The organism is Verticiella alkaliphila (genome assembly GCF_018904615.1).
Lineage (GTDB): Bacteria > Pseudomonadota > Gammaproteobacteria > Burkholderiales > Burkholderiaceae_B > Verticiella > Verticiella alkaliphila.
In genome coordinates this window covers 41,270-61,582 of the sequence record NZ_JADCNH010000014.1, presented here as the reverse complement: position 1 = coordinate 61,582, position 20,313 = coordinate 41,270, and the positions used below count along the sequence as shown (strand labels likewise).

Annotated in this window: 21 protein-coding genes; 9 read left to right on the top strand and 12 right to left on the bottom strand. The window is 67.9% G+C overall.

The annotated features are described in order from the left end of the window. Window positions 1–89 precede the first annotated feature (89 nt). Together IMZ29_RS11295 and lnt are read left to right on the top strand one after the other, a co-directional pair. Complete coding sequence (locus tag IMZ29_RS11295) at window positions 90–944, top strand: CorC family transporter (RefSeq protein WP_216183770.1); 855 nt, start codon at window positions 90–92, stop codon at window positions 942–944. An 8-nt stretch (window positions 945–952) separates the two neighbouring features. After that, window positions 953–2,509, top strand: a complete 1,557-nt coding sequence (lnt, locus tag IMZ29_RS11290) for an apolipoprotein N-acyltransferase (RefSeq protein WP_371820235.1) — start codon at window positions 953–955, stop codon at window positions 2,507–2,509. A 41-nt stretch (window positions 2,510–2,550) separates the two neighbouring features. Here lnt and ilvA read toward each other — a convergent pair whose 3' ends face one another. Next, window positions 2,551–4,062, bottom strand: a complete 1,512-nt coding sequence (ilvA, locus tag IMZ29_RS11285; protein ID WP_216183768.1) for a threonine ammonia-lyase, biosynthetic — start codon at window positions 4,060–4,062, stop codon at window positions 2,551–2,553. An 80-nt stretch (window positions 4,063–4,142) separates the two neighbouring features. On the opposite strand from ilvA, the gene IMZ29_RS11280 reads away from it, so the two are divergent. The 3 genes from IMZ29_RS11280 (at window position 4,143) to IMZ29_RS11270 (ending at window position 5,640) form a co-directional block, all read left to right on the top strand. Continuing rightward, complete coding sequence (locus tag IMZ29_RS11280; RefSeq protein WP_216183766.1) at window positions 4,143–4,670, top strand: YqaA family protein; 528 nt, start codon at window positions 4,143–4,145, stop codon at window positions 4,668–4,670. A 13-nt stretch (window positions 4,671–4,683) separates the two neighbouring features. Next, entirely contained in the window at window positions 4,684–5,109 is a 426-nt protein-coding gene (locus tag IMZ29_RS11275) for an HIT family protein (RefSeq protein WP_216183764.1), read from the top strand. A gap of 156 nt (window positions 5,110–5,265) precedes the next feature. Next, on the top strand, window positions 5,266–5,640 hold the full coding sequence (locus IMZ29_RS11270; RefSeq protein ID WP_216183762.1) for an arsenate reductase: 375 nt from the start codon (window positions 5,266–5,268) through the stop codon (window positions 5,638–5,640). Window positions 5,641–5,744: 104 nt separating this feature from the next. On the opposite strand, the gene IMZ29_RS11265 is transcribed toward IMZ29_RS11270, so the two are convergent. Further along, entirely contained in the window at window positions 5,745–6,560 is an 816-nt protein-coding gene (locus IMZ29_RS11265) for an AraC family transcriptional regulator (RefSeq protein ID WP_216183760.1), read from the bottom strand. A 272-nt stretch (window positions 6,561–6,832) separates the two neighbouring features. Here IMZ29_RS11265 and IMZ29_RS11260 point away from each other — a divergent pair, with 272 nt between their 5' ends. Next, window positions 6,833–8,506, top strand: coding sequence for a 2-isopropylmalate synthase (locus tag IMZ29_RS11260; protein ID WP_216183758.1), 1,674 nt, complete (start codon window positions 6,833–6,835; stop codon window positions 8,504–8,506). A gap of 71 nt (window positions 8,507–8,577) precedes the next feature. Here the strand turns inward: IMZ29_RS11260 and serA are convergent, their stop codons facing one another. From serA to IMZ29_RS11240, 4 genes are all read right to left on the bottom strand, one after another. Further along, window positions 8,578–9,819: a phosphoglycerate dehydrogenase gene (gene serA / locus IMZ29_RS11255; protein WP_216183756.1), complete on the bottom strand. Its 1,242-nt coding sequence runs from the start codon at window positions 9,817–9,819 to the stop codon at window positions 8,578–8,580. Between the two features lie 190 nt (window positions 9,820–10,009). Beyond that, window positions 10,010–11,578, bottom strand: a complete 1,569-nt coding sequence (gene ubiB / locus IMZ29_RS11250; RefSeq protein ID WP_216183754.1) for a ubiquinone biosynthesis regulatory protein kinase UbiB — start codon at window positions 11,576–11,578, stop codon at window positions 10,010–10,012. Next, window positions 11,575–12,168, bottom strand: coding sequence for a ubiquinone biosynthesis accessory factor UbiJ (locus tag IMZ29_RS11245; RefSeq protein ID WP_216183752.1), 594 nt, complete (start codon window positions 12,166–12,168; stop codon window positions 11,575–11,577). The genes ubiB and IMZ29_RS11245 overlap by 4 nt, the downstream gene beginning before the upstream one ends. 117 nt (window positions 12,169–12,285) lie before the next feature. Further along, window positions 12,286–12,684 (bottom strand): DUF1304 domain-containing protein, encoded by a 399-nt coding sequence (locus IMZ29_RS11240; RefSeq protein ID WP_253207047.1) that lies wholly within the window; start codon window positions 12,682–12,684, stop codon window positions 12,286–12,288. Between the two features lie 111 nt (window positions 12,685–12,795). On the opposite strand from IMZ29_RS11240, the gene IMZ29_RS11235 reads away from it, so the two are divergent. Continuing rightward, on the top strand, window positions 12,796–13,749 hold the full coding sequence (locus IMZ29_RS11235; RefSeq protein ID WP_216183750.1) for a diguanylate cyclase domain-containing protein: 954 nt from the start codon (window positions 12,796–12,798) through the stop codon (window positions 13,747–13,749). Between the two features lie 81 nt (window positions 13,750–13,830). On the opposite strand, the gene IMZ29_RS11230 is transcribed toward IMZ29_RS11235, so the two are convergent. From IMZ29_RS11230 to IMZ29_RS11220, 4 genes are all read right to left on the bottom strand, one after another. Beyond that, a complete protein-coding gene (locus IMZ29_RS11230; protein ID WP_371820234.1) occupies window positions 13,831–14,520 on the bottom strand; it encodes a Tim44 domain-containing protein in 690 nt (229 codons plus the stop codon). Continuing rightward, on the bottom strand, window positions 14,427–14,858 hold the full coding sequence (locus IMZ29_RS23295; protein ID WP_371820233.1) for a hypothetical protein: 432 nt from the start codon (window positions 14,856–14,858) through the stop codon (window positions 14,427–14,429). Before IMZ29_RS23295 ends, IMZ29_RS11230 begins: the two co-directional genes overlap by 94 nt. 223 nt (window positions 14,859–15,081) lie before the next feature. Beyond that, complete coding sequence (gene ubiE / locus IMZ29_RS11225; RefSeq protein ID WP_216183748.1) at window positions 15,082–15,849, bottom strand: bifunctional demethylmenaquinone methyltransferase/2-methoxy-6-polyprenyl-1,4-benzoquinol methylase UbiE; 768 nt, start codon at window positions 15,847–15,849, stop codon at window positions 15,082–15,084. Between the two features lie 25 nt (window positions 15,850–15,874). Next, window positions 15,875–16,288: a gamma-butyrobetaine hydroxylase family protein gene (locus tag IMZ29_RS11220; protein ID WP_216183746.1), complete on the bottom strand. Its 414-nt coding sequence runs from the start codon at window positions 16,286–16,288 to the stop codon at window positions 15,875–15,877. Between the two features lie 121 nt (window positions 16,289–16,409). On the opposite strand from IMZ29_RS11220, the gene phoB reads away from it, so the two are divergent. Together phoB and phoR are read left to right on the top strand one after the other, a co-directional pair. Next, window positions 16,410–17,111 (top strand): phosphate regulon transcriptional regulator PhoB, encoded by a 702-nt coding sequence (phoB, locus tag IMZ29_RS11215; protein ID WP_216183744.1) that lies wholly within the window; start codon window positions 16,410–16,412, stop codon window positions 17,109–17,111. 99 nt (window positions 17,112–17,210) lie between these two features. After that, window positions 17,211–18,557, top strand: a complete 1,347-nt coding sequence (gene phoR / locus IMZ29_RS11210; protein ID WP_216183742.1) for a phosphate regulon sensor histidine kinase PhoR — start codon at window positions 17,211–17,213, stop codon at window positions 18,555–18,557. A 57-nt stretch (window positions 18,558–18,614) separates the two neighbouring features. Here the strand turns inward: phoR and IMZ29_RS11205 are convergent, their stop codons facing one another. After that, window positions 18,615–19,463, bottom strand: a complete 849-nt coding sequence (locus IMZ29_RS11205; protein ID WP_216183740.1) for a symmetrical bis(5'-nucleosyl)-tetraphosphatase — start codon at window positions 19,461–19,463, stop codon at window positions 18,615–18,617. Continuing rightward, window positions 19,463–20,275 (bottom strand): thiazole synthase, encoded by an 813-nt coding sequence (locus IMZ29_RS11200; protein ID WP_216183738.1) that lies wholly within the window; start codon window positions 20,273–20,275, stop codon window positions 19,463–19,465. The genes IMZ29_RS11205 and IMZ29_RS11200 overlap by 1 nt, the downstream gene beginning before the upstream one ends. Window positions 20,276–20,313 lie beyond the last annotated feature (38 nt).

Sequence of the window (20,313 nt, the reverse complement as noted above, 5' to 3'; positions counted from 1 at the left end):
AAAACGGTAGCGTTGACGGCAGGAGCCCCGGTTTGCGCAGGCGCTGCCATGCGGTATGCTAACCCCTCCTCCACTTGTCCTAGCGGACGATGTCAGACCCTTATCCTGCAGACGTGCAGCCTAGCGGCGCACGCCCCGCCAAAACTTCCAAGTCCCTCTTCGAACGTCTGTCCGGCATGCTCCGGCGCGAACCCGAAGACCGCGACGACCTCAAAGCCCTTCTCGAAGACGCTCACGAGCGCGATCTGCTGGACGCTGAAGCGCATGCCATGATCGCCGGCGCGCTCACCGTGTCCGAGCTCACGGCTGCCGACGTCATGGTGCCGCGTTCGCGGATCGACGCGCTGGACATCAGCCGTCCCCTGGCCGAGCTCCTGCCCTTCGTCATTGAGGCCGCCCACTCGCGCTTTCCCGTGTACGAGGAAACTCGCGACAACATCACCGGCATCCTGCTCGCCAAGGATCTCCTGCGCTGCATGATCGACCCCAGCGTCGAGCTGCGCAGCCTGGTGCGCCCGGCCATCTTCATTCCGCAGTCCAAGCGCCTGAACGTGCTGCTGCGCGAGTTCCGGATCAATCGCAACCATCTCGTCATCGTGGTCGACGAGCATGGCGGCGTGGCTGGCCTGGTCACGATGGAGAACGTGCTCGAACAGATCGTGGGCGAGATCGAGGACGAGTACGACGAGGAAGCTGAACAGACCATCTTTGCCGACGGTGAGAACCGCTGGCGCGTGATGGCCTCCACGGACATCGATCGGTTCAACGAGGCGTTCAACAGCCGCCTGGAGACCGACGAGTACGACACCGTGGGCGGCTGGCTTGCTGATGAGCTCGAGCACATCCCGCGCCGCGGCGACGTGGTCGAGCGCGACAACCTGGTGATCCAGGTCACGCGTGCCGATGCCCGGCGCGCCCTCTGGTTGAGCGTCCAAGCCAAGTGAAGCGATCCGTGCTGCTCCTGCTGGCGGGGGGGCTGCACGCGCTGTCCTTCGCGCCTGGCCCGGTTCCCGGGCCCTTGCTCCCCGTGTTGCAGATCCTCGCGCTGGCGCTGCTGGCGGGTGCCGTCTGGCGCAGCCCGCGTGTGCGCGATGCCGCGCGCGCCGGCTTTTGCTTCGGCGCCGGCACCTTCGTCGTCGGCTTCTACTGGATCTTCATCAGCCTGCACGTCTACGGCGAGATGGCGGTCTGGCTGGCCGGGTTGGCCGTCGTGCTGCTGGCGGCGGCGCTCGCGCTGTTGCCGGCCGCAGGCACCGCGGCAGCGCGCTGGCTGACCGGCTCGCCGCCGCGACCGGGGCGCTTCCTGCTGGCCTTTGCCGCGGCCTGGACGGCCGCCGAGTGGGTGCGGGGTACGATCTTCACGGGCTTTCCCTGGCTCAACGTCGGCTATGCCCACGTCGATGGCCCGCTGGCGGGCGTGGCACCCGTGCTGGGCGTCTACGGCGTGGCCTTCGCGGCAGCGCTCGTGGCCGCCGCCGTGGCTGGCCTCGTCGTCTGGTCGGCGGGTGCTCGTCGTCTGGCCGCAGCCGCGGGCGTACTGACCCTGGCCGCGGGCAGCGCCCTGGGCGTGGCGACCTGGGGGATCACCCCGGCCGGCGAGCCCTTGCCGCTGCGGCTCGTGCAGGGCAATGTCGAGCAGTCGAACAAGTTCGATCCGGCGCTGATCGTCTCCACGCTGCAGCGGCACCTGGCCATGGCCACGTCGCCCACGCAGACGGAGGGCTTCGCCCCCGAGCTCGTCCTGCTGCCCGAGACCGCCATCCCGCTCTTCCAGGATCAGTTGCCGCCGCATCTGTGGCAGCCCTGGGTGGACGGCGCGCGCTACCTGGACGCCACTGTCGTCACCGGCATTCCACTGCACACGCCCGCGCCGGATGGCCGATCGAGCTTCACCAACAGCGTGATCGGCTTCACCGGTGAGACGGACGTCGCCGATCTCCTCAACGCGCGCACGCCCTTCCGCTACGACAAGGCACACCTGGTGCCCTTCGGCGAGTTCATCCCGACGGGGTTCCGCTGGTTCGTCGATGCCATGGTCATGCCGCTGGGCGACTTCGACCGCGGCGCGACACGCCAGCAGCCTTTCGCCATCGCCGGCCAGCACATCGCCTTCAACATCTGCTACGAGGACGTGTTCGGCGAGGAACTGCTGCCGGCGATCCGCACGGGCCCGAATGGCGAGCCCGGGGCGACGCTGCTCGCCAACGTGAGCAATCTCGGGTGGTTTGGCGATTCCTGGGCGCTGCCGCAGCACCTCCGCATCGCGCGCATGCGGTCGCTGGAAACCGGCCGACCGAGCATTCGCGCCACCAATACCGGCGCCACCGGCGTCATCGATGCCCGCGGCGAGGTCGTGTCGGTGCTGCCCGCGCATACGCAAGGCGTCCTGGACGTCACCGTGCAGGGCACGACCGGTTTCACGCCCTACGTGCGTTGGGGCAATCTGCCGGTGCTCCTGCTGCTGGCGCTGAGCCTGGTGGGGCTGGGCGTCTACCGGCGCCGTCTCTGAGGCACCACCGCCCGGCGTGCCGGGCGGTGCACTGCTAGCGGCTAGCGCAGGAACAACCGATACGCCGGGTTCTGGCTTTCGTCCCAGTGGCGATAGCCGAGGTTGGTCAGGAAGTCCTTGAAGGCCTTCTTGTCCGCCGGCGGCACCTGCATGCCGACCAGGATGCGGCCGTAGTCGCCGCCCTGGTGCCGGTAGTGAAAGAGGCTGATGTTCCAGGTGGGCGACATGCAGTCCAGGAAGCGCATCAGCGCGCCCGGGCGCTCCGGGAATTCGAAGCGGTACAGCACCTCGTTCTCGGCCAGTGTGCTGTGCCCGCCCGACAAATGGCGCAGGTGGGTCTTGGCGAGCTCATCGTGCGTGAGATCCAGCACCTCGTAGCGATGCTTGCGGAAGGTGGCAGCGATCTTGTCGGATTCGCCGTGCGCGGCGATCTGCAGGCCCACGAAGACGTGCGCCTTCGCCGTGTCCGACATCCGGTAGTTGAACTCGGTGACGTTGCGCTCGCCGATCAGGCTGCAGAAGCGCTTGAAACTGCCGCGTTCCTCGGGAATGGTCACAGCGAAGACGGCCTCGCGCGCCTGGCCCACGTCGGCGCGATCCGACACGAAGCGCAGGCGGTCGAAGTTCATGTTGGCACCGCTTGTGATGGCGATGACCGTCTTGTCCTTCCAGCGATTGGCCGCCAGATATTGCTTGGCGCCAGCCACGGCCAGGGCGCCTGCCGGCTCGAGCACGCTGCGCGTGTCCTGGAACACATCCTTGATCGCGCTGCACACCTCGTCGGTGTCCACCAGCACGAAGTCATCCGCGTACTTGCGGGTGAGCTTGAAGGTCTCCTCGCCGGCGAGCTTGACGGCCGTGCCGTCGGAGAAGAGGCCCACGTCGGAGAGCGTGACGCGGCGGCCGGCGCGCACGCTGCGCACCATGGCATCCGAGTCCACCGTCTGCACGCCGATGATCTTCACGTCCGGGCGCAGCTGCTTGATGTAGACCGCCACGCCCGCCATCAGGCCACCGCCGCCGATGGGCACGAAGACCGCATCGAGCGGGCCCTTGTGCTGGCGCAGGATCTCCATGCCCACCGTGCCTTGCCCCGCGATCACGTCCGGATCGTCAAAGGGGTGGACAAAGGTCAGCTTCTCGCGCTTCTCGATTTCCTGGGCCTTCACGTAGGCATCCGTGAAGCTGTCGCCATGCAGCACGACCTCGGCGCCGCGCGAGCGCACGGCATCGATCTTCACCTGCGGCGTGGTGACCGGCATCACGATCACGGCCCGGCAGCCCAGGCGCTGCGCCGACATGGCCACGCCCTGAGCGTGGTTGCCGGCAGACGCCGCCAGCACCCCGCGAGCCCGTGCGCGCTCGCTGAGATTGGCCATCTTGTTGTAGGCACCCCGAATCTTGAAGCTGAAGACGTCGTGCGTGTCTTCGCGCTTGAACAGCACGCGGTTCTTCACGCGGGCGGTCAGCTGAGGGGCGGAATCGAGGGGTGTCTCGTTCGCGATGTCGTAGACCCGCGAGGTGAGAATGCGTTTGAGATAGGCGCTGGACATGATCGCAAGATGATAGCGCACCGCCTGCGCCCGACGCAGGGCGCAAGTTTGGCCGGCGCCAGGCTTTACACTCGGTGCCCATGCAGGAAACCCTCTACGCCGCCATCGATGCGGTGCTCGCGCTCCTGGCGCTGCCCTCCGTCGGCCTCTCCGCGATCTTTCTCGTCGGCACCGTGGCCGCCACCTTGCTGCCGCTGGGCTCCGAGCCCATCGTCTTCGCCTACGTGCGCGCACAGCCCGACATGCTGTGGGCGGCCATTGCCGCGGCCACGGCGGGCAACACGCTGGGCGGTGTCATCACCTACGCCATGGGGCGCGGTGCGCGCACGGGCTATGAGCGATGGCAGGAAAAGTCGTCGTCGGCCGAGTCGCCCGTGGCTGCCCCGGCACAGGATCGCTGGCACCGCCATGCCGAACGGGTGCTGCAGCGCTGGGGCCCGCCGGCCATGCTGCTCGCCTGGCTGCCCGTCGTGGGCGATCCGCTCTGCGCCGTGGCCGGCTGGCTGCGGTTCCGCTTCTGGCCCAGCCTCGTCTTCATGGCCATCGGCAAAGGCCTGCGCTACATCGCCATCACGGGTGGGCTGCTGTGGCTCTTTCCCGCCGGCTGACACGGAATTCCCCATGCCCGTATCCCCTGATCCGCAATGCCCGCTGTGCGCCGGTCCTGGCGGCGAGCTCGTCTGGTCCGATGACCGCCTGCGCGTCATCCTCGCCGCCGAGCCGGCGTTCCCCGGCTTCACGCGCGTCGTCTGGCAGGCGCACGTCGCCGAGATGACCGATCTCGCCCCCGCCGATCGGGACCACCTCATGCACACCGTCTACGCTGTGGAAGCCGTGCAGCGCCGCGTGCTGGGGCCGGACAAGATCAATCTGGCCGCGCTGGGCAACATGGTGCCGCACGTGCATTGGCACGTGATCCCGCGCTGGCGCGATGACGCGGCCTTCCCGGATGCCGTCTGGGCCCCCGCGCGGCGGGCCGCGCCGGATCGCGTTGTCGATGTGGCCGGCTATGTGCAGGCGCTGCGCGAGGCGTTGGCAGCAGGCTGAGGCGCTGGGTGCGCCCGGCAGGACGCGCAACGACGGTGGCGTGCGTGACCTGCGGCTCGACCAGCCGGGCGTGGTCGGCGTCGCCGGTATCATGCAGGCCAACGACCGTCAGCCCATGATCCGGGTTGACGGCATCCCTGCTTCGAGGAATCCGCCATGGCAACCCCATCCGACACCGTCCTGGTCTACGGCCTGACCCGCTGTGACACCTGCGTGAAGGCGCGCAAGTGGCTGGACGCGCAAGGCATCGCGCACACCTTCATCGATTATCGCGACCACCCCGTCGACGCCGACACGCTGCGCGCCTGGGCGGGCAAGGTGGGTGGCTGGGAGAAGCTCGTGAATCGTGCCTCGACCACCTGGCGCGGCCTGAGCGACGCCGACAAGGCGACGGCCGACGAGGCGGGCTGGATCGCGCTCATCGCCGCGCATCCGACGCTCGTGCGCCGGCCCGTGCTGGTGACGCCGGATGGCCAGGTGAGCGTGGGCTTCAAGGACGCGGCCTGGGCGGCGCGCTTCGCGGGGGGCTGAGGCGAGTGTGACGGGCCTGCCGGCGTGGCGGGCGCGCTGTCGTGGGCGGCCGCAGGGCCGTGCCCGCGTCGGACGACGTCACGCGTCGCCTTCACAACTTGGCGTCAACGGTTCGCCACGAAGGCCGACGGCGGCTGGCCGAAGTGCTTGCTGAACGCCATCGTGTAGGCACTGTGACTGTCGTAGCCGCTGGCCAGCGCCACCTGGGTGATGGGCATGCCTTGCATCAGCAGGCTCAGCGACGACATGAGCCGGAGTTGCTGGCGCCATTTGCCGAAGGTCATGCCGGTTGCCTGCAGGAATCGCCGGTGGAACGTCTTGCTGCCCAGCGCCAGGCTGTCGGCCCATGCGCTGGCGGTCCTGTCATCGCCGGGGGTGTCGAGCAGCGCCCGGCACACGCGGTCGATGGGGCCGGGCGCGCCTTGGCCCGGATTGCGCGGCCACGGCAGATGCATCGGCAGCATAGGCTGGGTGTGCAGTTCCTCAGCCAGCAATGCACCGAGCAGCTGCGCGCGCCGGGGCGAGGTGTGCGGATCGCTGACCTGACTCACCGCCATGATCAGCTCGCGCAGCAGTCCGGAGACGTGGACGACGCAGTCCGATGCGGGCAGGCTCGCGCAGACATCCTCGCGCACATACAGCCCATGTGCTCGCAGCGCGACGGGCACCACCAGTTGGTGCTCCACCCCCGGGCGCAACCAGACGGCTGCCGTGGGCGGAACGAGCCACTGACCGCTTTCGGCTTCCACGCGCAACAGGCCACGATCCGCGTAGATCAGATGCCCCAGCGCATGCCTGTGCCGGGGCACGACGTGGCCGGCGGGATAGCGCACTGCCGCCCCGAACACGGGCATGTCCCGCGTGTGCCTGGCACTCAGGTCGAGCGCTTGGCTGCCGTCGTCGGGTGCCGCGAATCCCATACCGGAGGTTGTCCAAATCGATGAAGAAAGAGTCCATCTTCATGGAGATGGACTCGGGGCGGCCAGCTTAGCATGGGGTCCAGGCCTTCCCATGGTGTCCCCCCGTGTTCGCACCCGGTCCTTCGCAGCAACGACTACCGCTGACCCTTGGTCGGGGTCTGCACGCGCGTGCTCGTGTCGTGACCCATCCTGATTCCCCCTGACCCCGACCATCGTCAGCTTGCACCAAGCCAGGGGAATCGGGTCATCGACGACTATCCTGGAGTGCCCTCATGCTGACCGATCCTTCTCACAAATACGGCGCCATCCCGCAGGTCGATCTCGCCGACCGACAGTGGCCATCCCGTACCTTGACGCGTGCGCCGATCTGGCTGTCCACCGACTTGCGCGATGGCAATCAGGCGCTCTTCGAACCGATGAACCGCGAGCGCAAGCTGCGCCTGTTCCAGGCGCTGGTGCGCACGGGCTTCAAGGAGATCGAATTGGGCTTTCCGGCGGCCTCCCGCACGGACTTCGAGATCGTGCGCTACCTCATCGACACCGCGCAGATCCCGGAGGATGTGACCCCGATGGTCATGACGCAGCTGCGCGACGACCTCATCGCCCACACGGTGCGCAGCGTGGCAGGCGCGCGGCGCGTGATCGTGCATTTCTACAACGCCGTGGCGCCAGCCTGGCGCGAGATGGTGTTCGGCATGAACGTGCCGCAGATCATCGCAATGGTCGAACACCACGTCGCACAGTTCAAGCAGCTGACGCAGGTGCACCCAGAGACGGAATGGATCCTGCAGTACTCCCCGGAGACCTTCTGCATGGCCGAGCTCGAGGTGTCGCTGGCCGTCTGCCATGCGGCCATCCGTGCCTGGGACGCGGGACCGCAACGGCGCATGATCATCAATCTGCCGACCACCGTGGAAGTGTCCACGCCCAACGTGTTCGCGGACCAGATCGAATGGATGCATCGCCGCCTGGAGCGCCGCGAGCACATCGTGCTGTCGGTGCATCCGCACAACGACCGGGGCACGGGCGTGGCCTGCGCCGAGCAAGCCATGCTGGCCGGTGCCGAGCGTGTCGAAGGCTGCCTCTTCGGCAACGGCGAGCGCAGCGGCAACGTCGATGTGGTGACGCTGGCACTGAATCTGTACACGCAAGGCATCGCGCCGGGGCTGGATTTTTCCGACATCGCCGCGCTGGCGCGCGTGGCCGAGGAATGCACGGCGTTGCCGATCCACCCGCGTCACCCGTATGTGGGCGATCTGGTGTTCACCGCGTTCTCGGGCTCGCACCAGGATGCCATCGCCAAGGGCTTTGCTGCCCAGGCGCCTGACGCGCGATGGCGCGTGCCGTATCTGCCCATCGACCCGAAGGACCTGGGTCGCACCTACGACAGCATCGTGCGGGTCAACAGCCAGTCGGGAAAGGGCGGCATCGCCTTTCTGCTGCAGCGCGACCACGGCATCGTGATGCCGCGGCGCATGCAGGTGGAGTTCAGTGCCATCGTGCAGGCCGTGGCCGACGCCAGCGAGACCGAGCTGACGAGCGACGAGATCTGGGCAGTGTTCGAGCGCACCTATCTGGCGCCGGTCCGCGAGCGGTCGGGCTTCATCCTCGGCAGCCACCGGCTGTTCGACCATGCCGATGGGCAGGGCATCATCCTGACGCTGGTGGATGACGCAGGTGTCGAGCGGGTGATCGAAGGCACCGGCAACGGTCCGGTGGCCGCGGCCGTGGCTGCGCTGGGGCTGCCGCTGCGCATCGACAGCTTCGAGGAGCGCAGCCTGGGCGCAGGCGCCGATGCGCTCGCCCTGGCCATCGTGGAGGTCGCCCTGCCCGGGGTGCCCGGCTCGCGCTTCGGGGTGGGGCGGCACGCGAACACCACGACCGCGTCGATTCTCGCCGTCTTGAGTGCCGCGGCCCGTGTCTCGGCAGAGATGGCACGCCCTTGACGTGACAACGCCCCGGTCATGCCGGGGCGTCGAATCACCGCACAGCGCCCGTCAGGGCGCCGCAGACCCCATCAATACAGCACGCGGCAGCGGATCGTGCCCTCGACTTCCGAGAGCTTTTCCAGGGCCAGGCTGGACGACTGGGCATCCACGTCGATCACGACGTAGCCGGTCTCTCCCTTGGTCATCAGGTACTGGCCCGAGATGTTGATCTTGTTCTGCGACAGCGCGCCGTTGATCGCGGACATGACGCCCGGGATGTTCTGGTGCACGTGCAGGATGCGGTGACGGCCAGGATGCTCGGGCAGGGCGACTTCGGGGAAGTTGACCGACGACGTCGTCGTCCCGTTGTCGCTGTACTTCACGAGCTTCTCGGCCACTTCGGCACCGATGCCGGCCTGGGCTTCCAGCGTGGAGCCACCGATGTGTGGCGTCAGGATGACGTTGGACAGGCCTTGCAGCGGCGATTCGAAGCGCTCGGTGTTGCTGCCCGGCTCCTTGGGGAACACGTCAATGGCCGCGCCCAGTAGGCGACCGCTGCGCAGGGCTTCGACGAGGGGCTCGATGACGACCACGTTGCCGCGCGAGGCATTGATGAGCACCGCGCCCTTCTTCATGGCGGCGATCTCGGCCTCACCCATCATCCACTTGGTGGAGGCCAGCGCAGGCACGTGCAGCGACACCACGTCGCTTTGCTCGAGCAACTGCTGCAGATTGGCGACCTGGCGGGCGTTGCCCAGCGGCAGCTTCTTGACCACGTCGTGGTAGACCACGTGCATGCCGAGCGATTCAGCCAGCACCGACAGCTGCGTGCCGATGGCGCCATAGCCCACGATGCCCAGCGTCTTGCCGCGGATTTCATAGGAGTTGGCCGCCGACTTGATCCAGCCGCCCTGGTGGGCTTCCTGGTTCTTGTGCGGGATGCCGCGCAGCAGCATGATGGCCTCGGCGAGCACGAGCTCGGCCACCGAGCGCGTGTTCGAGTAGGGCGCGTTGAACACCGCGATGCCACGCTCGCGCGCGGCCTCGAGATCGACTTGGTTGGTGCCGATGCAGAAGCAGCCGATCGCCTGCAGCTTGGGCGCGTTGGCGATGATGTCGGCCGTCATCTGCGTCTGCGAGCGGATGCCGATGAAGTGCACGTCCGCCAGCAGGGCCTTCAATTCTTCGCCCTGCACCGCTTTGGGCAGGGTCTGGATAGAGTGGTAGCCCGCGCCGTTGAGCACTTCCAGCGCGGAGGCGTGAATGCCTTCGAGCAGCAGGAAGTTGATCTTGTTCTTACCGAGCGAGTATTGCGGGGCTTCCGTCGTCATGATGGGTGCAGTCGGAGATGAGCGCCGACAGGGCAGGGCGAGCCGGCGCGAGGGGAAAAGGGCGGTGCAGACCGCCGGGGCGCAAGGCCTGGGAGGGCGGGGCCGTCAAGGCAGCGCCCGCTCAAGCATCACCCCGCTATGTTACTACCATCGACCGGGACGCCACAAAATGCCCCGGCCGGGCAGAGGGTCAGAACCCGCCCCAGGCCGTCCAGGCGAACACGGCGAGACCGGCGCACACCGCCACCGTGAGCACGCCGATCCAGCGGGTCATGCGCCGATGGGCGGCGCGAAGCTCGCGTAGTTCGCTTGTGAGCGACGGCAGCATCTCCTCGCGCTCCAGGCGATGGTGCAGCAAGCGCGGCAGCGCTGGCAGCGTCTGCGCCCATTGCTCGGCCTCGCGCTGCAGGTTGCGCCACAGCGCGCGCGGGCCCACCCGGTCCTGCATCCACTGCTCCAGATACGGTTTGGCCGTCTTCCAGAGATCCAGGTTGGGATCGAGTTGGCGGCCCAGGCCTTCGATGTTGAGCAGGGTCTTTTGCAGCAGCACGAGCTGCGGCTGGACTTCCATCTGGAAGCGGCGCGACGTCTGGAAGAGGCGCATCAGCACCTGGCCCAGCGAGATTTCCGAGAGAGGCCGATCGAAGTAGGGCTCGCAGCAGGCGCGGATGGCGCCTTCGAACTCTTCCTCGCGCGTGTCGCGCGGCACCCAGCCCGACTCGATGTGCAGCTTGGCGACCTGACGGTAATCCCGGCGGAAGAACGCGAGGAAGTTCTGCGCGAGGTAGTTCTTGTCGAACTCCGAGAGCGAACCCACGATGCCGAAGTCCAGCGCGATGTAGCGCCCGAGCGAGCCGGGCTGGTCGGACACGTAGATGTTGCCCGGGTGCATGTCGGCATGGAAGAAGCCGTCGCTGAACACCTGGATGAAGAAGATCTCCACGCCGTTGCGGGCGAGCGCCGGGATGTCCACGCCGGCCTGGCGCAGGCGATCCACGTGGCTCACCGGGATGCCGCGCATGCGCTCCATCGTGAAGACGGTGCGGGCGCAGTAGTCCCACATCACTTCCGGCACCATCAGCAGATCGGCATGGCCGGATTCCTTGCTGAAGTTGCGACGCAACTGGCTGCAGTTGGACGCTTCGCGGATGAGGTCGAGCTCGTCATGCAGGTACTTGTCGAACTCGCCCACCACCTCGCGCGGCTTCAGGCGCTTGCCGTCGGGGATGAGGCGCTCGACCAGGCCGGCCAGCACGTGCAGGAGCTGCAAGTCCTGGTCGATCACGCGCAGCATGTTCGGGCGCAACACCTTGACGGCGACTTCGCGCCCGTCATGCAGCGTGGCGAAATACACCTGCGCGATCGAGGCGGAGGCCACGGGCTCGGCATCGAACTGCGCGAAGAGCTCGTGCGGCGGCTTGCCCAGCGCGGCCTCGATGGTGGCCATGGCCTGGGCCGAGGGGTAGGGCGGGACGCGATCCTGCAGCCGGGTGAGCTCGTCGGCGATGTCCGGCGGCATGAGATCGCGCCGCGTGGACAGCATCTGGCCGAACTTCACGAAGATCGGGCCGAGCTGCTCCAGCGCCAGACGCAGACGCACGGCGCGCGGCTCGCGCAAGCGCCGGCCGAAGCGCAGCACCTTGGCCAGGCGCGTGGTGAAGGGGCGATGCAGCGAGGACAGGACGAGATCGTCCAGCCCGTAGCGCAGCATGATGAAGAGAATGCGCACCAGGCGCGGCAGCGAGAACAACGCCCTCATGCACGGCTCCGGATGCGGGTGAGCGCATCGACGCGCGATTGCAGGCCGCGCACGGCATCGTCCAGCGTGCTGACCTCTCGGGCCCAGGCATGCACCGCTTCCGGGGCGGCCAGCAGGCCGGCCTCATGCACGGCGTACTCGCTGGCGTTCTGGGTGAGTCGCGTGGCGCCCTCGCGCACGGCCTGCGCGACGCCGGTGACGCCGCGAACGAGCAGGCGGGCGGGCAGATCGCCCAGGCGTTGCGCGAGCTCGTCCTCGACATCCCAGCGCAGGTCGCGAGCGAGATCCGCCACGGCGTGCGCCAGCGCGGCCTCGCCCTCGATGTGCACGGCGGACAGACGCTGCGCGGGATCGGCGTCGAGCAGTCGCGGCAGATCCGCGGCCGCGACGCGCGCGGTGACGTTGGCGGGACCGGCACCGGTCGAGACGCGGCCATCGGCGCCGATGGCGAGCAGCAGATCGAGACTGCCCGCGACGATGCGCACCGATTTGCCAGCGTGCGTGCGCAGGCGCTGACGGGCCCAGACCTCGCGGTCCAGGAGCGCGTTGAGCCCGCGCGCGGCCAGGTGGGGAATGAAGGGAGGCAGCATGAGGTCCCGATTTTAATGAAAAGCGGCGCGGCTGCCGTTATACCGTGTGACAGTGACGCCAGGGCGGGACGGGACAAGGTGCCTGCCGCTGCGCGGCAGACACGAGGCGAGGGACGATCACACCCCGGCGAGCAGGGCGACGAGCGCCGCGACGGCAGGCAAGGCCTGGACGAAGAGGATCTTCCGGCTCGCCGTGGCAGCACCATAGACCCCGGCCACGATTACGCAGACCAGGAAGAACACCTTGAACGCATGACCTTCCGGGCCGAGCAACAGACCATACACCAGTCCGGCACTGAGAAAACCGTTGTAGAGCCCTTGGTTGGCGGCCAGCGTGGCGGTCTCGCGGGCGAAGTCTTCGGTCAGACCAAAGGCCTTGCGACCGGCCGGACGCGTCCACAGGAACATCTCCAACACCAGGATGTAGGCGTGGATAATGGCAACGAAGGCAATGAGGACGCTGGCGATCATGGTGGCTTCCAGGTGGGCGTTGTGGCGACGACAGCGCGAGGTCATGTTAGACGTTTCCCGCGCGCGCACGCGGGCTCGTGCGGCCGGGTTCTTGCTTAGGGCGCACCGCGATGCCGCGGGCCAGGCCGTCACTGGTCTGTATCACTGGAGATATGTGTGAATTCTCACCCGGACGATGAGCTTCCTCGTGGCCCGGCGCTGCCCGTGCAGGATCTGCCGGTCATCCTCGATGCCTTGCCGATCGCCTTGTCCTGGGCATCCCTGAAGGACGGCCGCATCCAGTTCATGAATCGTGCATTCACGCAGCTCTTTGGCTACGTGCTCGGTGATTTTCCGACCGTGTCCAGCTGGATCGACGGCGCCTATCCGCGCGAGGCGGATCGCCTGGCGGCCCGCAGCCTGTGGGCCGATCTCTGGCAGCCGCCAGGCAAGGGCGTTGTGGACATCGGGCCCTGGGAGGTCCAGGCCGTGCGTGCCGACGGCAGCCTGATCACGGTGCAGTACCGCGGCATCCTGCTGCATTCCGTCGGCATCGGGATCGCCACGTTCGAGGATGTCTCGGACCGTGCGTTGGCCGCCCAGGCCCTGCGGCGGCTCGCCGACGAAGACGCCCTCACGGGCCTCGCGAACCGGCGGGCCCTGCAGAACCGCTGGACGGCCGACATCGAGGGGCAGCGCGAGCACAGCAGTGCGGCGCTGCTGATGGCCGACCTGGACGGCTTCAAGGCCGTGAACGACCAGCATGGCCACGACGTGGGCGACGAAGTGCTCACGATCGTGGGGCGCCGGTTGTCGTCCTGTCTGCGCGAGGACGACCTGATCTGCCGAATGGGCGGCGACGAGTTCGTCGTGCTGCTGCCCTTGCTCAACGACCCCGCCGATGCAGCGCTGGTGTGCCGGCGACTGCGCGCGGCCGTGTGCGAACCGATCGACGTCGAGGGCCAGCGTCTCACTCTGGACGTGAGTATCGGCGTGGCGCTGTATCCACAGGATGGCGAATCGCTGCAGATGGTGTTGCGCCGAGCCGACCAGGCCTTGTATCGCGTCAAGCAGAAGGGCGAGGGCGGGTGGACCTGGCATCACCCGCCCGGCGTGCAGTCCAGCGACTGAGGCACGCGCCACACCCGAAAAAAAACCCGCGCCGAAGCGCGGGTTTCGAGGCAGCGGAGGCGGCGCGAGGCCGCCCATCGATCAGCCTTCGTATTCGACCGGGATCTGCTGGATGCCGGCGAGCACCCAACCGCCCTGGACCGGCTTCAGGAAGTGCCACACTTCCTCGAAGCGGTAGGCTTCGGGCCCGGAATCGTCCTTCAGCATGCCCGAGAAGCGCACGCTGGCGAGATTGCCTTCCGGAATCGTTTCCACACCCAGCATTTCGGCGTTGAGCAGGATGACGTCCGTCTTGCCGCCGGCTTCACGCTGGGAGAGCGGCTCGCGCAGGGCTTCGACCATCTCGTCCGACATGTACTCGCGCATTTCGGCGAGGTCGTTGCGATCCCACGCGCCTTGCAGCGCGATGAAGTGCTGCTTGGCGTTCTGCAGGAACTGCTGCACGTCGAAGCCCGCCGGGATGTGCCAGGTGCCGTCGACCGGCGCGGCGCTGGTGGCAGCCACGGCCGGGTGGGCGGTGGACTGCATGCCGATGCGGCGCGACAGCGACGCCGGAGGCGCGGCCTGCGGCTGCAGCTGGGGCTGCTGGACCGGCTCGGGACGCTGCGCGGCACGGTGCATCACGTTGGGGTTGGCCTGGTTGGCGCCCTGGTAGGCTTGGCGACGGGCGCCTCCCATCAGACGACGAACCAGGAAGATGACCGCGAAGACCACGAGGCCGATGAGCAGCAGGCTGGCGATGAACTCGGCAGCGGCGGCACCCAGGCCCATGCTCGAGAGCAGCGCGGCGATGCCCAGGCCGGCAGCAATGCCAGCGATGGGGCCGAACCAGCGCGACGCGCCGGAGCGTGCCGCGCCCGCGGCAGCAGCGCCGGTACCTGCGGCGCCGCGGCCGGCGTGTTGGGCTGGCCTTGTGCCGTACGAGCGCTGTTGGCGGCGGGCGGCGTGGCCGGCGTGCGCATTTGCGTCACGTTCGAGGATTGGCGACCGAAGTTACCGCCGCCCAGTCTGCGTTGGGCTTCGGCCTCGAACGACACGGCGAGCATCGCCACCGTGCTGAACACGGTGATGGCGATCGCGCAGAGGCGAGAGGTCAGGCTTCGTGACATGTGGGGCATCTCCGAGTTGTCTTGGGGTGCTTCCCTGGGGAAACACCGAATGATCTAAGGTGCTTTGGTGGAACAGTACCTGTTGAGATCGCGCGCGCGGGGGAAAGTTCCGCCGATCGCTCGCATTTTTCGTTCCGGCCAGGCGGGGGCACGGAGTCTCGATCAGTAGCCCCGGATGCGGGGGCGCCGGGGCCGTGGCAGCCCCCAAGCGCCTGGCGTCGGTTTAGAGCCGCACGCCCTCGTGCAGCGCGCAGACGCCTGCCGTCAGGTTGAAATACTGCACCCGGGCAAGACCCGCGTCGGCCAGCATGCCGGCCAGGGTCTCCTGGTCCGGATGCATGCGGATCGACTCGGCCAGGTAGCGGTAGCTCGACTCGTCATTGGCGATGCGCTTGCCGAGCCAGGGCAGGATATTGAAGGAATACCAGTCGTAGGCCGGCGCCAGGGGCGCCGCCACGCGCGAGAACTCGAGCACGAGCAGCTTGCCGCCCGGCTTGAGCACGCGCGTCATCTCGGCGAGTGCCCGGTCCTTGTGGGTCATGTTGCGCAGGCCGAAGGCCACGGAGACCCGATCGAAATACGCGTCCGGGAACGGGAGCTTCTCGGCATCGCAGACCGCCACGGGCGACAGCACGCCCTTGTCGAGCAGGCGATCGCGGCCCACGCGCAGCATGGAATCGTTGATGTCCGTGAGCCAGACCTCGCCCGTGGGGCCCGCGCGCTTGGCGAAGGCGCGGGCAAGATCGCCCGTGCCGCCGGCGATGTCCAGCACCTTCATGCCTGGACGCACGTTGGCGCGGCTGACGGTGAAATGCTTCCAGACCCGGTGCAGGCCGCCCGACATCATGTCGTTCATGACGTCGTAGCGCTGGGCCACGGAATGGAACACCTCGGCCACGCGCCGGTGCTTCTCGTCCTCGGCCACCGTCTGGAAGCCGAAATGGGTGGTGCCCGGGGCGGGATTGGCGTTCGGGGAGGAGCCAGCAGTCATGAGCGTGGGGTCGAGTGGAATGCCGTCACTTTACCGCACCCGGCCGTTGCAGGGTCGTCTCGGTCATGGGATCGCGGCTGGCACCTGCAGCCTCCAGGCGGGCCAGGTAGTCGGCCCAGCGCGCTTCCTGATGCGCGCCCAGGTCATACAGGACGTCCCACGAATAGATGCCGGTTTCGTGGCCATCCGAAAAGCGCGGGCGCACGCCATAGTTTCCCACCGGCTCCATGGCCACGATGTCCACCTCGCGCTTGCCTGTCTGCAGGATCTCCTGGCCCTGCCCGTGGCCGCGCACTTCCGCCGAAGGGCTGTAGACGCGCAGCAGTTCGAAGGGCAGGCGATAGGTCTCGCCATTGTCGAAGGCGACTTCGAGCACGCGCGAGCGCTGGTGCACGACGAGATTGACGGGATGGGGGGTGGCGGGGGTGAGGCCGGCCATGGCGTTCCTCAGAGGGGGGCGATCGAAATATGACAACGGCGTGTGACAGGCATGATCCGCGTCATGTGACTGCAACAATTCGGCCATACTATCGCAACCGTCATTCTTCGAGATTTTCTTCATGTCGAGTACGGTATTGGTGGTCGAGGACGAGCCCGCGATCCAGGAACTCATCGCGGTGAACCTGGGGCTCGCCGGCCACCGGGTGCTGCGCGCTGACGACGCCGAGGCAGCGCAGCACGTGATCCGCGGCGAACTGCCCGATCTCATCCTGCTCGACTGGATGCTGCCGGGTGCCTCGGGTATCTCGCTCGCACGCAAGCTGCGTGGCGAAGCCCGCACCCGCGATGTGCCCCTCATCATGCTCACCGCCAAGAGCGACGAGCAGGACAAGGTCGAAGGCCTGGAGGTGGGCGCCGACGACTACATCACCAAGCCTTTCTCGCCGCGCGAGCTGATGGCCCGCATCAAGGCTGTGCTGCGCCGTCGCGCCCCCCAGCTCACGGACGATCTCATCGAAGTGGCGGGCCTGCGGCTGGACCCGGCCACGCACCGGGTCGCGGGCAACGAACACCCGCTCACCGTCGGTCCCACGGAATTCCGCCTGCTGCACTTCTTCATGACGCATCCGGAGCGCGTGTTCTCGCGCACGCAGCTCCTGGATCAGGTCTGGGGCGATCACGTCTTCGTCGAGGAACGCACGGTGGACGTGCACATCCGCCGTCTGCGCAAGGCCTTGCATGCCACCGGCCACGACCGCCACGTCGAGACCGTGCGTGGCAGTGGCTACCGCTTCGCCGCCCGGCCGGAAAAAGTATCATAGGCGCCCTGACGCGGCCGGCCACCGCGCCGTGCCGCGCGCGCTGATGCCCGGATCGCCGGCCACGCCTGGCCTGTCGTACGCCCTGGACGCCGTCATCCCATGCTTTGGTTGCGCAATCTCTTCTGGCTCCTGCTGATCGCGGCGGGTGCCCTGATCCTGCGGGCCGCCTTCGGCGGCAACGCAGGCTGGATCGGCTTCTCGGCCGGCCTCCTGTTCCTGCTCGTGCTGCACCTGCGCGGCCTGTCGCGGCTGCTCGCCTGGACGGCGGACATGCGCCAGGCACCGCCCGCGGCCACGGGCAGCTGGGAAGAGGCGCTGGTGCGCCTGCATCGTCATCAGCGCAAGCAGGAACGGGACATCGCCGAGGCGCGCGAGACGGTGCAGAGCTGGCTCGCCGCCTCGCAGGCCTTGCCCGATGGCGTGGTCACGCTCACGGAAGACTTCCACATCGACTGGTGCAACCGCGAGGCACGGCGCAATCTGGGGATCCGCCTGCCGGCCGATCGCGGACAGAACCTGCTCAATCTGGTGCGCAGCCCGGAATTCGTGCGCTACGCCCAGCAGTCGGAATGGCCGGAGCCGCGCGTCGTGCCCTCGCCCGCGCATTCCGATCGCCAGCTCATGGTGCAGTTCATCGACTACGGCCGTCGCCAGCGTCTGCTGGTGGCGCGCGACGTCACGCAGATCGAACGACTGGAGACGACGCGGCGCGATTTCGTCGCCAACGTCTCGCACGAGCTGCGCACGCCGCTCACGGTGCTGATGGGATTCCTGGAGACGATCCGGGATGCCCCCCCAGGTGCCATTGCCCCCGAGCAGCAGGGCCAGTACTTCGAGATGATGCACGAGCAGTCGCAGCGCATGCAGAGCCTGGTCGCCGATCTGCTCACGCTGTCCACCCTGGAGTCGAGCCGGGTGCACGAGCATCCGTCAGCTGCCGGCATGGTGGCCATCATCGATACCGTGCGTCAGCAGGCCACGGCGCTTTCGGGTGGGCAACACACCTTGCAGTGGAACATCACGCCCGGGCTGGACGTGCACGGCACCGCCACGGAGCTGGCATCGGCCGTGTCCAATCTCGTCGTCAATGCCGTGCGCTACACGCCTGCAGGCGGCACCGTGTCCGTCACGTGGTGCCTGGGGGAGGAAGGCAGCCCGACGTTGACAGTGACCGATACGGGCATCGGCGTCGAGGCCAAGCATCTGCCGCGCCTCACCGAGCGCTTCTATCGCGTGGACCGCAGCCGCTCGCGCGCCTCGGGTGGGACTGGCCTGGGGCTGGCCATCGTCAAGCACGTGGCCATGCGCCATGATGCCGAACTTGGCATCGCGAGCGAGCCCGGTCGCGGCAGTACGTTCACGTTGGTGTTCGCGCCGGAGCGCGTGGCGGGCGCGGTGAAGCCGGGTGCAGAGAAGACGGCCCTGGCGGCCGAACTCGACCGCTGAACGGCATGGCCAAGGAACACGCTGGCGACAGGCCCGCGGCGCTGGCCTCGCGGCGCGTCAGCGTGGCGCGCGCACGCCCGGCATGGCGGCGCAATCGATCTGCACCAAAGCGCGATCCTGCAGGCGCACGGCGGTGAGCTTTCCGCCCCAGACGCAGCCCGTGTCCAGCGCGAGCAGGTCGTCGGTGAGTTTGAGCCCGAGCGTGGACCAGTGCCCGAAGACGATGGGTGTGCCTGCGGTACGGCGCTCAGGTACGTCGAACCACGGCATGAAGCCGGCCGGAGCGTCGTCGGCCTCGGACTTGGTCTCGAACTCCATCACGCCCTTGGCGCTGCAAAAGCGCAGGCGGGTGAGGGCATTGACGATGACGCGCAGGCGGTCCATGCCACGCAGGCCGTTGCGCCAGGCGGCGGGCTCGTCGCCATACATGCTCGCCATGAACCGCTTCCAGTCGGGACCGCGCAGCACGGTCTCGACCTCTGCCGCCCGCGCGAGCACGTCCTCGGGCGTCCAGCCGGGCAGCACGCCTGCATGGATCATCAGGTGACCATGCCCGGCGTGTGCGAGGGGACGATGTCGTACCCAGTCGATGATCTCGCGCGCGTCGTGCGCGTCGAGAATCTCGGCCAGCGTGTCGCTGCGGCGCAGCTTGCGCTCGCCCGCGGCCGCCGCGAGCAGGTGCAGATCGTGATTGCCCAGCACACTGATCGCCCGATCGCCCAGCGCCATCACGTGGCGCAGGGTGCCGAGCGACTGGGGTCCGCGGTTGACGAGATCGCCCGCGAGCCAGAACTGCGCGTCGGTGTCCTCGGCGACGTGCGGATGCTGCAGCAGCGCGTCGAACGCCGAGCAGCAGCCCTGCAGATCGCCCACGGCCCAGACGTTGCGGTCCTGTGCCGTGCTCATCACGCCGGTTGGCCCGTGGCCGGGCGGCTCGGTGCGATCATGCCGCCCGTGGGCGAGCTCGGGGCGGCGCTGTACGTCTTGCGCGGCATGCGGCCGGCCCGGTAGGCCAGGCGGCCCGCCTGCACGGCCAGATTCATGGCTTGCGCCATGGCGATCGGGTCGTCCGCGGCGGCGATCGCGGTGTTCATCAGCACGCCGTCGCAACCCAGCTCCATGGCCACCGCGGCGTCGCTCGCCGTGCCCACGCCCGCATCGACGAGCACCGGCACGCGGGCCTGCTCGATGATGAGTTTCAGGTTCCACGGATTGAGGATGCCCATGCCCGAGCCGATCAGCGAGGCGAGCGGCATCACCGCCACGCACCCGATGTCTTCCAGCATGCGCGCCTGCACCGGATCGTCCGTGCAATAGACCATCACGTCGAAGCCATCGGCCACCAGCGTCTTCGCGGCAGCCAGGGTTTCGGGCATGTTGGGAAAGAGGGTGTGCGGATCGCCCAGCACTTCGAGCTTGACGAGCTTGTGTCCGTCGAGCAGCTCGCGCGCGAGGCGCAGCGTGCGCACGGCGTCGTCGGCCGTGTAGCAGCCCGCCGTGTTCGGCAGCAGCGTGTACTGATCCGGCGGCAGGTAATCGAGCAGGCTCGGTTCGTTCGCGTTCTGGCCGATGTTGGTGCGGCGGATGGCCACGGTGACGATCTCGGCGCCGCTCGCGTCGATGGCGGCACGGGTCTGATCGAAGTCGCGGTACTTGCCGGTGCCCACGAGGAGGCGGGAGCGATAGTCCTTGCCGGCGATGGTGAGTGTGTCAGTCATGGTGGGTAGGATGGTACTACGACGCCGGGGTCAGCCGG

What these genes read in the sequence shown, in the direction of transcription:
- IMZ29_RS11295 (WP_216183770.1), top strand. Translation starts at nt 90, where the DNA reads ATGTCAGACCCTTATCCTGCAGACGTGCAGCCTAGCGGCGCACGCCCC.
- ilvA (WP_216183768.1), bottom strand. Translation starts at nt 4,062, where the DNA reads ATGTCCAGCGCCTATCTCAAACGCATTCTCACCTCGCGGGTCTACGAC.
- IMZ29_RS11280 (WP_216183766.1), top strand. Translation starts at nt 4,143, where the DNA reads ATGCAGGAAACCCTCTACGCCGCCATCGATGCGGTGCTCGCGCTCCTG.
- IMZ29_RS11275 (WP_216183764.1), top strand. Translation starts at nt 4,684, where the DNA reads ATGCCCGTATCCCCTGATCCGCAATGCCCGCTGTGCGCCGGTCCTGGC.
- IMZ29_RS11270 (WP_216183762.1), top strand. Translation starts at nt 5,266, where the DNA reads ATGGCAACCCCATCCGACACCGTCCTGGTCTACGGCCTGACCCGCTGT.
- IMZ29_RS11265 (WP_216183760.1), bottom strand. Translation starts at nt 6,560, where the DNA reads ATGGGATTCGCGGCACCCGACGACGGCAGCCAAGCGCTCGACCTGAGT.
- IMZ29_RS11260 (WP_216183758.1), top strand. Translation starts at nt 6,833, where the DNA reads ATGCTGACCGATCCTTCTCACAAATACGGCGCCATCCCGCAGGTCGAT.
- serA (WP_216183756.1), bottom strand. Translation starts at nt 9,819, where the DNA reads ATGACGACGGAAGCCCCGCAATACTCGCTCGGTAAGAACAAGATCAAC.
- ubiB (WP_216183754.1), bottom strand. Translation starts at nt 11,578, where the DNA reads ATGAGGGCGTTGTTCTCGCTGCCGCGCCTGGTGCGCATTCTCTTCATC.
- IMZ29_RS11245 (WP_216183752.1), bottom strand. Translation starts at nt 12,168, where the DNA reads ATGCTGCCTCCCTTCATTCCCCACCTGGCCGCGCGCGGGCTCAACGCG.
- IMZ29_RS11240 (WP_253207047.1), bottom strand. Translation starts at nt 12,684, where the DNA reads ATGACCTCGCGCTGTCGTCGCCACAACGCCCACCTGGAAGCCACCATG.
- IMZ29_RS11230 (WP_371820234.1), bottom strand. Translation starts at nt 14,520, where the DNA reads ATGGGCCTGGGTGCCGCCGCTGCCGAGTTCATCGCCAGCCTGCTGCTC.
- IMZ29_RS23295 (WP_371820233.1), bottom strand. Translation starts at nt 14,858, where the DNA reads ATGTCACGAAGCCTGACCTCTCGCCTCTGCGCGATCGCCATCACCGTG.
- ubiE (WP_216183748.1), bottom strand. Translation starts at nt 15,849, where the DNA reads ATGACTGCTGGCTCCTCCCCGAACGCCAATCCCGCCCCGGGCACCACC.
- IMZ29_RS11220 (WP_216183746.1), bottom strand. Translation starts at nt 16,288, where the DNA reads ATGGCCGGCCTCACCCCCGCCACCCCCCATCCCGTCAATCTCGTCGTG.
- phoB (WP_216183744.1), top strand. Translation starts at nt 16,410, where the DNA reads ATGTCGAGTACGGTATTGGTGGTCGAGGACGAGCCCGCGATCCAGGAA.
- phoR (WP_216183742.1), top strand. Translation starts at nt 17,211, where the DNA reads ATGCTTTGGTTGCGCAATCTCTTCTGGCTCCTGCTGATCGCGGCGGGT.
- IMZ29_RS11205 (WP_216183740.1), bottom strand. Translation starts at nt 19,463, where the DNA reads ATGAGCACGGCACAGGACCGCAACGTCTGGGCCGTGGGCGATCTGCAG.
- IMZ29_RS11200 (WP_216183738.1), bottom strand. Translation starts at nt 20,275, where the DNA reads ATGACTGACACACTCACCATCGCCGGCAAGGACTATCGCTCCCGCCTC.